General features: G+C 68.0%; 13 protein-coding genes. 10 read left to right on the top strand and 3 right to left on the bottom strand.

The genetic code is table 11. From position 1 onward, the window contains the following. Positions 1-252: transposase (locus GAK38_RS22240; RefSeq protein ID WP_291781585.1), on the bottom strand; the 252-nt coding region annotated here is incomplete at its 3' end. A gap of 205 nt (positions 253-457) precedes the next feature. Between GAK38_RS22240 and GAK38_RS22245 the strand changes: the two genes are divergently transcribed. Further along, the gene (locus tag GAK38_RS22245) at positions 458-1,144 is read left to right on the top strand and encodes a dienelactone hydrolase family protein (RefSeq protein WP_325347097.1); all 687 of its coding nucleotides are present in this window, start codon (positions 458-460) and stop codon (positions 1,142-1,144) included. 67 nt (positions 1,145-1,211) lie between these two features. Here GAK38_RS22245 and GAK38_RS22250 read toward each other — a convergent pair whose 3' ends face one another. Continuing rightward, complete coding sequence (locus tag GAK38_RS22250) at positions 1,212-2,318, bottom strand: magnesium transporter CorA family protein (RefSeq protein ID WP_443089260.1); 1,107 nt, start codon at positions 2,316-2,318, stop codon at positions 1,212-1,214. Positions 2,319-2,347: 29 nt separating this feature from the next. After that, complete coding sequence (hemB, locus tag GAK38_RS22255) at positions 2,348-3,358, bottom strand: porphobilinogen synthase (RefSeq protein WP_325347098.1); 1,011 nt, start codon at positions 3,356-3,358, stop codon at positions 2,348-2,350. Between the two features lie 416 nt (positions 3,359-3,774). Between hemB and GAK38_RS22260 the strand changes: the two genes are divergently transcribed. The 9 genes from GAK38_RS22260 to GAK38_RS22300 all read left to right on the top strand — a co-directional run. Then, entirely contained in the window at positions 3,775-4,203 is a 429-nt protein-coding gene (locus GAK38_RS22260; RefSeq protein ID WP_325347107.1) for a CopD family protein, read from the top strand. Between the two features lie 7 nt (positions 4,204-4,210). Further along, a complete protein-coding gene (locus GAK38_RS22265) occupies positions 4,211-5,329 on the top strand; it encodes a VanZ family protein (RefSeq protein WP_325347099.1) in 1,119 nt (372 codons plus the stop codon). Between the two features lie 12 nt (positions 5,330-5,341). Further along, complete coding sequence (locus tag GAK38_RS22270; RefSeq protein ID WP_325347100.1) at positions 5,342-5,704, top strand: (2Fe-2S) ferredoxin domain-containing protein; 363 nt, start codon at positions 5,342-5,344, stop codon at positions 5,702-5,704. 5 nt (positions 5,705-5,709) lie between these two features. After that, positions 5,710-6,339 carry an alpha/beta hydrolase gene (locus GAK38_RS22275; RefSeq protein WP_325347101.1) on the top strand — a complete coding sequence of 210 codons (630 nt, stop codon included), beginning with the start codon at positions 5,710-5,712 and terminating at the stop codon, positions 6,337-6,339. A gap of 58 nt (positions 6,340-6,397) precedes the next feature. After that, positions 6,398-7,567, top strand: a complete 1,170-nt coding sequence (locus GAK38_RS22280; protein WP_325347102.1) for a D-alanyl-D-alanine carboxypeptidase family protein — start codon at positions 6,398-6,400, stop codon at positions 7,565-7,567. 196 nt (positions 7,568-7,763) lie between these two features. Beyond that, positions 7,764-8,141 carry a 30S ribosomal protein S12 gene (gene rpsL, locus GAK38_RS22285; protein ID WP_325347103.1) on the top strand — a complete coding sequence of 126 codons (378 nt, stop codon included), beginning with the start codon at positions 7,764-7,766 and terminating at the stop codon, positions 8,139-8,141. Between the two features lie 165 nt (positions 8,142-8,306). Then, the gene (gene rpsG, locus GAK38_RS22290) at positions 8,307-8,780 is read left to right on the top strand and encodes a 30S ribosomal protein S7 (protein WP_325347104.1); all 474 of its coding nucleotides are present in this window, start codon (positions 8,307-8,309) and stop codon (positions 8,778-8,780) included. A gap of 86 nt (positions 8,781-8,866) precedes the next feature. Further along, on the top strand, positions 8,867-10,969 hold the full coding sequence (gene fusA, locus GAK38_RS22295; protein ID WP_325347105.1) for an elongation factor G: 2,103 nt from the start codon (positions 8,867-8,869) through the stop codon (positions 10,967-10,969). A gap of 159 nt (positions 10,970-11,128) precedes the next feature. Next, on the top strand, positions 11,129-11,252 hold a 124-nt coding region (locus tag GAK38_RS22300; RefSeq protein WP_325347108.1), incomplete at its 3' end, for a GTP-binding protein.

Below are 11,252 nucleotides of genomic sequence, written 5' to 3' on the forward strand. Positions count from 1 at the left end.
GAAAGCGTTCTCCTCCTCCAGCCGCGCCACTTCACGTTTGAGCCGTGCATGTTCGGCCAACTCCAAGCGTTGTGCCTGATCGTCCTGGTCGTGCCGCCGCGCCTGGGCGCGCCAACTGTACAGCTGGGCAGGCTGCAACCCCAGATCACGAGCCACCGTGGTTACCCCTTCTGTGGCCGCTCGCAACAGTGCCTGCTGCCTGAACTCCAGGCTGAACTCCTGCCCCTTTCTGCCTGCCTTGCTCTTGGTCATCGTCCACCTCCTATTGCGATAGTTAATCGCTTATAGGGGTGTCCGTGAAACGGGGGCAAGATCAGTTGGTTGCGTGCTGCTTTTTGCGCATGCAGAGGGGCGTGGCGTGGCGGAATCCTTGCCGCAGCGTCTGCCGCGGGCCTGTGGAAGAATGGCCTCTGCTTTCGCAAACCAACGCACTTTTTGCTTCCAAGGAGCAGCACCCATGGGCACTTTCGTGGACCTCCAGGCGGCCGACGGCACCGCCATCCCCGCCTACGTGGCCGAGCCGGCCGGCGCACCCCGGGGCGCCGTCGTGGTCGTGCAGGAGATCTTCGGCGTCAACAGCCACATCCGCGCCGCGGCCGACGGCTACGCGGCTGCGGGCTACCTGGCCGTGGCGCCGGCGGTCTTCCAGCGCGTGCAGCCCGGCGTGGAGCTCGGCTACGACGCCGACGACGTCAAGGCCGGCGCGGCGCTCAAGGCGCAGACCGAGGCGCTGCCCGCGCCCGGCGTGCTGCAAGACCTGCAGGCCGCCGTGGACTACGCATCGCGCGCCGGCAAGGTCGGCATCGTCGGCTACTGCTACGGCGGCCTGCTGGCCTGGCGCGCCGCGGCCGAGGTCAGCGGCCTGTCGGCGGCCGTGCCGTACTACGGCGGCGGCGTGGTCACCACGCCGGCCGAGGTGGCCCGCCGCCCGCGCGTGCCGGTGCTGGCCCACTTCGGCGAGCGCGACAAGCACCTCCCGCTCGACGCGGTCGAGGCCTTCGGCCGCGCCCATCCCGAGGTCGAGGTGCACGTCTACGCGGCCGACCATGGCTTCAACTGCGACCAGCGCGGCTCCCACGACGCGCCCGCGGCCGCGCTGGCCCGCGAGCGCACGCTCGCGTTCTTCGCCAAGCATCTGTCCTGATATAGGAGTATGTGCCCACAGCGATTGTTCATCAGGCGCTGTGGGCATATAGGCTGGGGTGTATGCGCTACCGCGACCGCTCGAGGTAGCGCTTGCGCCAGAAGTAGGCCACGAGCACCGCGGCGATCCCGGCCATTGCCGCCATTGCGAGCCAGAAGCCGTCGGTCTTGTGCACGAGCGGGATGAACTCGAAGTTCATGCCGCACACGCCGGCGATGAGGTTGAGCGGCAGGAACACGGCGGTGATGACCGTGAGCGTGCGCATGATGTCGTTAGCCCGGTGGCTCTGCACGCTGAAGTGCATCTGCACGGCGGTTTCGGCATTGGCCTCGAGCCGCTGCACATGGTGCAGCACGCGCGCGATGTGCTCGAGCAGGTCGCGCGCGCGCACCAGCAGCAGTTCGTGGCGGCGTAGCTCGGCCGGCGCCTGCGGCACCGGCAGCGTCTCCAGCGCGTCGAGCCAGTCCTGCATGGCGGCCTGCTGGTCCTCGCAGATCTCCGACAGGTGGGCGAGCGACTGGCGCGCCGCCAGCAGCAGACTCCAGTCCTTGAAGCGGCTGCGCGGGTCGACGAGCTCGGCCTGCCAGTGGTCGAGCTGGCGCGTGAGGTCGCGCCGCAGGTCGAGATATGCGTCGACGATGCGGTTGAGGATACGCAGCATGAGATCGGCCGGACCGGTCGGCAGCCGCGCCACCTTGGCCCGCGGGTCGATGCCGCCGGGGCCGAGCAGCCGCGCCGCGTAGCCGTCGCGGATCTTGCCGCCGTCCGGGTGCACCGACAGCAGCAGCCGCTCGAACAGCACGAAGCCCACCGGCCGCGTGTCGATGCGTCGCAGCACCGGCAGGCCGCCGCGCCGCTCGGGCGCGGGCGCCGCGGCGACCGGCTCGCGCGCGGCCAGCCGCCGGAAGGCCAGCAGGTCGTACTGCGAGGTGTAGTCGCAGTGCGAGGGCAGCTGGTCGTTGAGCAGGTCGGCCACGTGCAGGTCCACGAGGTGCTGGCCGCACTGCGCTTCGAGCACCTGCTGGACCGTGGCGAGCTGCGCGGCGAAGGCTTCGCGCGTGGCGGCGATCCAGAGATAGCCGGTCTGCGCAACCGGCGAGGAATGGCCGGCCAGCATCGCCAGGCCGCCCTCGACCTCCCGCACCTGCTGGTCGTCGATGTGGAAGATCCGCAGCGGGTGCGGCGCGGCGGCCGTGTCGGTGCTCATCCCTTGCGCAGAAGACGCGCCGCGTCGAGCGCGAAATAGGTCAGCACGCCGTCGGCGCCCGCGCGCTTGAAGGCCAGCAGGCTCTCCAGCACCACGGCGTCGTGGTCCAGCCAGCCCTGCCGGGCCGCGGCCTGGAGCATGGCGTATTCGCCGCTGACCTGGTAGGCGAAGGTCGGCACGCCGAATGCGTCCTTCACGCGGCGCACCACGTCGAGGTAGGGCAGGCCGGGCTTGACCATGACCATGTCGGCGCCTTCGGCCAGGTCCAGCGCCACCTCGCGCAGCGCCTCGTCGGTGTTGCCCGGGTCCATCTGGTAGACCTTCTTGTCGGCGCGGCCGAGCGCGCCGCGGGTGCCGACGGCGTCGCGGAAAGGCCCGTAGAAGGCGCTCGCGTACTTGGCGCTGTAGGCCATGATGCGGGTGTGGATGTGGCCCTGTTCCTCCAGCGCGCGGCGGATGGCGCCGATGCGGCCGTCCATCATGTCGCTGGGCGCGACGATGTCCACGCCGGCGGCGGCATGCGTGAGCGCCTGCTGCACCAGGATCTCGACCGTGGCGTCGTTGACGATGTAGCTGCTGTCGTCGAGCAGGCCGTCCTGGCCGTGGCTGGTATAGGGGTCGAGCGCCACGTCGGTCAGCACGCCGAGGTCCGGGAAGCGGGCTTTGAGCGCCTGCACGGCGCGCGGGACCAGGCCGTCGGCGTTGAGCGCCTCGCGGCCGTCGGGCGTCTTCAGCACGGGATCGATCGCCGGAAACAGCGCGAGCACTGGGATGCCCAGGTCCACGCACTGCGCGGCCACGTCCAGCAGCAGGTCCAGGCTCAGCCGTTCCACGCCGGGCATCGACGGGACCGGCTCGCGGCGGTTCGTGCCTTCGTGCACGAAGACCGGATAGATGAGGTCGTGCGCGGTCAGCGTGTGTTCGCGCACCAGGTTGCGGGTGAAGCTGTCGCGGCGCAGGCGGCGCGGCCGGCTGGCGGGGAAGGGTGGGGGCGTAAAGGAGGGCATGCGGAAAATTGTGTCCCAAAGGGGCAGGCCGGGGAGGTCCTGGGGGATCACCAGTACCGCGAAATCCGGTTGCTGCACAGTTGTGGAAACCACGTGCAGGGCCGATCGATGTCCTCAGTTTTCCTTATGTATGCCGTGCGCCAACGCACTTGAAGCAGGCTGCGCGCCGCAGTACATTGCGCTCGGGCGGTTTGCACCGCCCCCCGCTTTTCCTCCCTGAGCGGGCGCCTCGATGTGTGACAGCAAAGAGGTTTCCAACACCCGGCCGATGGCCGGGTTTTTTTTTCGCCGGGCCGCTCCAAGACAAAAGCGCGTCCCTGGAGACCGGGCAAGCAAACAGCGTTTGACCGAGGGCCTTTGGGGCCTGTGCCAAATATGCACGGCTGGAATGCAGGCTCTAAACTCCCGCGATGCTGATGCTCTGGGCCAAGGCCTTCCACATCGTTTTCGTCGCCAGCTGGTTCGCCGGCCTGTTCTACCTGCCGCGCATCTTCGTGAACCTGGCCGAGGTGCCGCCGGGCTCGGTCGCCGAATATGGCCGGCTGCTGGGCATGGCGCGGCGGCTGCTGCGCTTTTCCACCCTCCTGGCCGTGCCGGCCCTGGCCCTCGGGCTGTACCTGTGGCTGGTCGCCGGCATCGGCCGCGGGCCGGGCAGCGGCTGGCTGCATGCCAAGCTGCTCGGCGTGCTGCTGGTGGTCGGCTATCACCATGCCTGCGGCCGCCTGTATGCCAGGTTCGCCGCCGGCCGCAACACGCGCAGCAGCCGTTGGCTGCGCTTCTTCAACGAAGTGCCGGTGCTGCTGCTGGCGGCGATCGTGGTGCTGGTCGTGGTGAAGCCCTTCTGACGCAGCGATGCACAAGACATCGGCCTGGCCGCTGACGCTCGCCTATGGCGCGCTGATCGTCTTCGCCAGCCTGTATCCATTCGCCGGCTGGCGCGACCAGGGCATGGCGCCCTGGGTGTTCCTGTCGGCGCCGCTGCCCAGGTACTGGACGGGCTTCGACGTCATCTCCAACGTGCTCGGCTATGCGCCGCTGGGCTTCCTGCTGGCGCTGGCGCTGCTGCGCCACGGGCGGCGGGCGCGCACGGCGGCGCTCGCGGCCACCGTGGCCGGCACGCTGCTGTCACTGTCGATGGAGTCGCTCCAGGTCTATCTGCCGCTGCGCATCCCGTCGAATGTCGACTGGGCGCTCAATGCGGCGGGCACCGCCGGCGGCGCGCTGTCGGCCGCGCTGCTGGAGCGGCTCGGTGCGATCGACCGCTGGAGCCGCCTGCGCGAGCGCTGGTTCGTGCCGGATGCGCGCGGCGCGCTGGTGCTGCTGGCGCTGTGGCCGGCGGCGCTGCTGTTTCCGCTGGCGCTGCCGTTCGGCCTGGGCCAGGTGCTGGAGCGTACCGAGGATGCGCTGGCCGACATCCTGGCCGACACGCCGTTCATCGAGTGGCTGCCGGTGCACACGGTCGAGCTGCAGCCGCTGCTGCCCGGCGCCGAGTTGCTGTGCGTGATGCTGGGCCTGCTGATTCCCTGCCTGCTGGGTTACAGCGTGATCCGTGCCGTGCCGCGGCGCGCGCTGTTCGCCGTGGGCGTGGTGGCGGTCGGCGTGGCGGCGACGGTGCTGTCGGCCGCGCTGAGCTACGGCCCGGCGCATGTGTGGGTCTGGCTCGGCGTGCCGGCGCGCGCGGGGCTCTGGGCGGCGCTGGCGCTGGCGATGGCACTGCTGCCTCTGCCGCGGCGTGCCTGCGTGGCCTTGCTGCTGCTGGCCCTGGCGCTGCATCTGAGCCTGCTCAACCAGGCGCCCGAGAACGCCTACTTCGCCCAGACGCTCCAGACCTGGGAGCAGGGCCGCTTCATCCGCTTCCACGGGCTGGGCCAGTGGCTCGGCTGGCTCTGGCCCTATGTGGCGCTGGGCTATGTGCTGCTGCGGCTGTCGCGGCGCGAGCCGGCCGTGCGGGAACCCGGGCCCGGATCCTAGAATCCCAGCGCTATGACCACACCGCAGCCCACCGATGCGCAGGCGCCGCCGCCGTACTACGAGCGCCACATCTTCTTCTGCCTCAACGAGCGCAAGAACGGCGAGGACAGCTGCGTGCCGCGCGGCGCGCAGGCCGGCTTCGACCGCTGCAAGGCGCGCGTCAAGGCCGCGGGCCTGGCCGGCCCCGGCCGGGTGCGGGTCAACAAGGCCGGCTGCCTGGACCGCTGTGCCGGCGGGCCGGTGGCCGTGGTCTATCCGGAGGCCGTCTGGTACACCTTCGTCGACGACAGCGACATCGACGAGATCGTCGAATCGCACCTCAAGAACGGCCAGGTGGTCGAGCGGCTGGTGCTGCCGCCGGACGTGGGGCGCTGAACGGAATGAATTCCCAGACCCGCAGACTCACCCTCGCCGGCGCCGCCGGCGCCATCGAAGCGGTCTTCGACGCGCCCGCCGAAGGCGCGGTGCACCAGGGCACGGCCGTCATCGCCCATCCGCACCCGCTGTTCGGCGGCACCATGGACAACAAGGTCGTGCAGACCCTGGCCCGCGCCTTCGTGCAGGCCGGCTGGGGCGCGGTGCGCTTCAACTTCCGCGGCGTCGGCGGCAGCGCCGGCGAACACGATGCCGGCAACGCCGAGGTCGGCGACTTCCTCGACGTGGTGCGCCAGGCTGCGCCCGAGGGGCCGCTGGCCGTCGGCGGCTTCTCGTTCGGCGTGCACGTGGCCAGCCACGCGCTCGCCACGCTGCTGGCCGAGCGCGAAGTGCGCAAGGTCGTCTACGTCGGCACGCCGGCTTCACGCTTCGCGGTGGCGCCGCTGCCGGCCGACGTGCACGAACGCGCCTTCGCCGTCCACGGCGAGCGGGACGATACCGTGCCGCTCGCGTCGGTGCTCGACTGGGCCCGGCCGCAGACACTTCCAGTCACAGTCGTGCCGGGAGGCGGCCATTTCTTTCACGGACAATTGCCGCTGCTCAAGGGGCTGGTCCTGCGCCACCTGCGCTCCTGAACCGCCCGCCTGCGCTTCCTTCCTTTTCGTCTCCCGCCCTCCGCTTCCTGCCTAGCTCATGATCCGTCTGCTGTCGGCGCTGCGTGCGCTCGCTCTCATCGCGCTGCTCGCGCCCCTGTCTTTCGCTGCCTTGGCCCAGGTGCCGCAGCCGCCCGAGATCGCGGCGCGCGCCTACCTGCTGCTCGACGTGACCGCCAACCAGATCCTGGCGCAGAAGGACATCGATGCGCCGGTCGAGCCGGCCTCGCTCACCAAGCTGATGACCGGCTACCTGGTGTTCGACGCGCTCAAGTCGCGCAAGATCGATCTCAAGCAGACCCTGCCGGTGAGCGTCAGGGCCTGGAAGATGCCGGGCTCGCGCATGTTCATCGACCCGAAGATGCAGGTGCCGGTCGAAGACCTCATCAAGGGCATGATCGTCCAGTCCGGCAACGACGCCACGATGGCGCTCGCCGAGGGCGTGGGCGGCACGATGGAAGGCTTCGTCAAGCTCATGAACGACCAGGCCAGGGCGCTGGGCCTGAAGAACACGCACTACACCAACCCCGAGGGCCTGACCGAAGCGGGCCACACGACCACGGCGCGCGACCTGAGCCTGCTGGCCACGCGGCTGATGCGCGACTTTCCGGAGTACATGCACTACTACTCCATCAAGCACTACCGCTATCCCGGCACGCCCGAGTCCAACGGCACCAACCGCAACACCCTGCTGTTCCGCGACCCGACGGTCGATGGCCTGAAGACCGGCCACACGGCGGCGGCCGGCTACTGCTTGGTCGCCACGGCCAGGCGCGACTTCCCCAACGTCGGCCAGCGCCGCCTGCTGTCCATCGTGCTCGGCGCTGCCAGCGACAGCATCCGCGCCAACGAGAGCCAAAAGCTCATGAACTGGGGCTACACCGCGTTCGACGCGGTCAAGCTCTTCGACGCCGGCAAGCCGGCCGTGGAGCCGGCGGTCTGGAAGGGTGCGAGCAACACCGTCAAGCTCGGGCGCCCCGAGGCCATCGTCGTGGCCGTGCCCTCGGGCGAAGGCGCCAGGATCAAGACCCAGGTCGCGCGCCCGGACCCGCTGGTCGCCCCGATCGCCAAGGGCCAGGCCGCCGGCACGCTCAAGGTCACGCTGGCCGACCAGCCGCTCGCGGACGTGCCGCTGGTCGCGCTTGAAGGTGTCGAGCAGGCCGGCTTCCTCGGCCGCGCCTGGGATGCGATGCGCCTCTGGATCAAGTAAGTCCAGGGGTATATTGACACAGCGGGCGTATCGAGAGCGCCTGCGGACGATCCTGGCGAGGGTATACAGACGCACGCACCGTGCTGGCCGGGAGTGTATTGCCGGGGTTGGCCCCGCCTGCTACATTAGAAGGCTTTTCGGAATTTCCGAAGGGATTCACGTTTTCGTTTTTTGAACGTTTAGGGACGTTTCTTCCATGCCAACCATCAACCAGCTCGTGCGTCAGGGGCGCGAGGTCGAGAAGATCAACTCGAAAAGCCCCGCGCTGCAGAACTCTCCCCAGCGCCGTGGCGTGTGCACCCGCGTGTACACCACGACGCCGAAGAAGCCGAACTCGGCGCTCCGCAAGGTCGCCAAGGTCCGCCTGACCAACGGCTTCGAAGTCATCTCCTATATCGGCGGCGAAGGCCACAACCTGCAGGAACACAGCGTCGTGCTGGTCCGCGGCGGCCGTGTGAAGGATCTGCCGGGCGTGCGCTACCACATCGTGCGCGGCTCGCTGGACCTGCAAGGCGTCAAGGACCGCAAGCAAGCGCGCTCCAAGTACGGCGCCAAGAAGCCGAAGGCCAAGTAAGCCCGTCACCGGGCCGTCATCGGTTCTGTCCAGCATCGGTGCTGCCTTGCGCGTGGCGCGCAAATGCAGCGCAGTGACCCGGTCGTCGGGTCGAGTAAGTGAGAGTCCTGCTGTCTCTCGCGGCGCCTTTCCCGGTGCCAACTGAAGCAATTAGTGAGGTGAAAAATGCCACGTCGTCGCGAAGTCCCTAAACGTGAAATCCTGCCGGACCCGAAGTTCGGCAATGTCGAGCTGTCCAAATTCATGAACGTGATCATGGAAGGCGGCAAGAAGGCGGTTGCCGAGCGCATCATCTACGGTGCGCTCGACCTGATCGAGAAGAAGAACCCCGACAAGGATCCCCTGGAAGCCTTCACGGTGGCCATCAACAACATCAAGCCGCTGGTCGAAGTGAAGTCCCGCCGCGTCGGCGGCGCCAACTACCAGGTGCCGGTCGAAGTGCGCCCGGTGCGCCGCCTGGCCCTGTCGATGCGCTGGCTCAAGGAAGCCGCCCGCAAACGCGGTGAAAAGTCGATGGCCCAGCGCCTGGCCAACGAGATCCTCGAAGCCACGGAAGGCCGTGGCGGCGCGATGAAGCGCCGTGACGAAGTGCACCGCATGGCCGAAGCGAACAAGGCCTTCAGCCACTTCCGCTTCTGAGTTCCGTCCCCATCTCGCCCAGGCCGGGAGCCCGAGCCGCCATTTCGGCGGACGGGCTCCTTGGCCGTTAACGGAGTACATACACCATGGCTCGCAAGACCCCCATCGAGCGCTACCGCAACATCGGCATCTCGGCCCACATCGATGCCGGCAAGACCACCACGACCGAGCGTATCCTGTTCTACACGGGCGTGACCCACAAGCTCGGCGAAGTGCACGACGGCGCCGCCACCACCGACTGGATGGAGCAGGAGCAGGAGCGCGGCATCACGATCACCTCCGCGGCCGTGACCTGCTTCTGGAAGGGCATGGACCGGTCCTACCCCGAGCACCGCTTCAACATCATCGACACCCCCGGCCACGTGGACTTCACTATCGAGGTGGAGCGTTCCATGCGCGTGCTCGACGGCGCCTGCATGGTGTACTGCGCCGTGGGCGGTGTGCAGCCCCAGTCGGAAACTGTCTGGCGCCAGGCCAACAAGTACAAGGTGCCGCGCCTCGCGTTCGTCAACAAGATGGACCGCACCGGCGCGAACTTCTTCAAGGTCTACGACCAGATGCGCCTGCGTCTGAAGGCCAACCCGGTGCCCGTCGTGATCCCGATCGGCGCCGAGGAGAACTTCAAGGGCGTGGTCGACCTGCTCAAGCAGAAGGCCATCATCTGGGACGAAGCCTCGCAGGGCATGAAGTTCGACTACCAGGACATTCCGGCCGACCTCGTCGAGTCCGCCAAGGAATGGCGCGAGAAGATGGTCGAGGCCGCGGCCGAAGCCAGCGAAGAGCTGATGAACAAGTACCTCGAAGAGGGCGACCTCACCGAGGAAGAGATCAAGCTCGGCCTGCGCACCCGCACGATCGCCACCGAGATCCAGCCGATGCTCTGCGGCACCGCGTTCAAGAACAAGGGCGTGCAGCGCATGCTCGACGCCGTGATCGACTACCTGCCCTCCCCGGTGGACATCCCCCCGGTGGCCGGTACCGACGAGGACGAGCAGGAAACGTCGCGCAAGGCCGACGACAGCGAGAAGTTCTCGGCGCTGGCGTTCAAGCTCATGACCGACCCGTTCGTCGGCCAGCTGACCTTCGTGCGCGTCTACTCGGGCGTGCTGTCCAAGGGCGACACCGTCTACAACGCCGTCAAGGGCAAGAAGGAACGCATCGGCCGGATCGTGCAGATGCATGCCAACGAGCGCATCGAAGTCGATGAAATCCGCGCCGGCGACATCGCCGCCTGCGTGGGCCTGAAGGACGTCACCACCGGCGAAACCCTGTGCGACCCCGAGTCCGTCGTGACGCTGGAGCGCATGGTGTTCCCCGAGCCGGTGATCGCCCAGGCCGTCGAGCCGAAGACCAAGACCGACCAGGAAAAGATGGGCATCGCCCTCCAGCGCCTGGCCGCTGAGGATCCGTCGTTCCGCGTGCGCACCGACGAGGAATCGGGCCAGACCATCATTTCGGGCATGGGCGAGCTCCACCTCGAAATCATCGTCGACCGCATGAAGCGCGAGTTCGGCGTGGAAGCCAACGTCGGCAAGCCCCAGGTGGCCTACCGCGAGACCATCCGCAAGACGGTGGAAGAGGCCGAAGGCAAGTTCGTGCGCCAGTCCGGCGGCAAGGGCCAGTATGGCCACGTCGTGCTCAAGATCGAGCCGAACGAAGCCGGCAAGGGCAACGAGTTCGTCGACGCCATCAAGGGCGGCGTGGTTCCGCGCGAATTCATCCCGGCGGTGGAGAAGGGCTTCCAGGAAGCCGTCACGCAGGGCGTGCTGGCCGGCTACCCGGTGGTCGACGTCAAGGTCACGCTGCACTTCGGCTCGTACCACGACGTGGACTCGAACGAACTGGCGTTCAAGATGGCTGCCATCTTCGGCTTCAAGGAAGGCGCCCGCAAGGCCAATCCGGTCATCCTCGAGCCGATGATGGCCGTGGAAGTCGAGACGCCCGAGGACTATGCCGGCACCGTGATGGGCGACTTGTCCTCACGCCGGGGCATGGTCCAGGGCATGGACGACATGGTCGGCGGCGGCAAGGCCATCCGGGCCGAGGTGCCGCTGTCGGAAATGTTCGGCTACTCGACCTCGCTGCGCTCGGCGACGCAGGGCCGCGCCACGTACACGATGGAGTTCCAGCACTACGCCGAAGCTCCGCGCAACGTGGCCGAGGCCATCATCGCCGCCCGCGCGAAGTAAGCGAAACCCAGGCTGGCGCGGAGCGCATGCTCCGACCGGCCTTTTGTCCTGTCTGCGGTCCGGCGCCGCCCCCGTTGCCCCGTGCGAGGGCGATTCGGCAGCCGGATGCAGACGTAAAACCACTGCACGGGCACTGCTCTTTATTCTGGAGTTTCCAAAATGGCAAAAGGTAAGTTCGAACGTACCAAGCCCCACGTGAACGTGGGCACGATCGGCCACGTGGACCATGGCAAGACCACGCTGACGGCGGCGATCGCCACCGTGCTGGCGGCCAAGTTCGGCG

The organism is Xylophilus sp., from assembly GCA_009914555.1.
In the GTDB taxonomy this organism is placed as follows: Bacteria; Pseudomonadota; Gammaproteobacteria; order Burkholderiales; family Burkholderiaceae_C; genus WNDY01.

What these genes read in the sequence shown, in the direction of transcription:
- GAK38_RS22270 (WP_325347100.1), top strand. Translation starts at nt 5,342, where the DNA reads ATGACCACACCGCAGCCCACCGATGCGCAGGCGCCGCCGCCGTACTAC.
- rpsG (WP_325347104.1), top strand. Translation starts at nt 8,307, where the DNA reads ATGCCACGTCGTCGCGAAGTCCCTAAACGTGAAATCCTGCCGGACCCG.
- GAK38_RS22275 (WP_325347101.1), top strand. Translation starts at nt 5,710, where the DNA reads ATGAATTCCCAGACCCGCAGACTCACCCTCGCCGGCGCCGCCGGCGCC.
- rpsL (WP_325347103.1), top strand. Translation starts at nt 7,764, where the DNA reads ATGCCAACCATCAACCAGCTCGTGCGTCAGGGGCGCGAGGTCGAGAAG.
- GAK38_RS22260 (WP_325347107.1), top strand. Translation starts at nt 3,775, where the DNA reads ATGCTCTGGGCCAAGGCCTTCCACATCGTTTTCGTCGCCAGCTGGTTC.
- hemB (WP_325347098.1), bottom strand. Translation starts at nt 3,358, where the DNA reads ATGCCCTCCTTTACGCCCCCACCCTTCCCCGCCAGCCGGCCGCGCCGC.
- GAK38_RS22245 (WP_325347097.1), top strand. Translation starts at nt 458, where the DNA reads ATGGGCACTTTCGTGGACCTCCAGGCGGCCGACGGCACCGCCATCCCC.
- GAK38_RS22280 (WP_325347102.1), top strand. Translation starts at nt 6,398, where the DNA reads ATGATCCGTCTGCTGTCGGCGCTGCGTGCGCTCGCTCTCATCGCGCTG.
- GAK38_RS22265 (WP_325347099.1), top strand. Translation starts at nt 4,211, where the DNA reads ATGCACAAGACATCGGCCTGGCCGCTGACGCTCGCCTATGGCGCGCTG.
- fusA (WP_325347105.1), top strand. Translation starts at nt 8,867, where the DNA reads ATGGCTCGCAAGACCCCCATCGAGCGCTACCGCAACATCGGCATCTCG.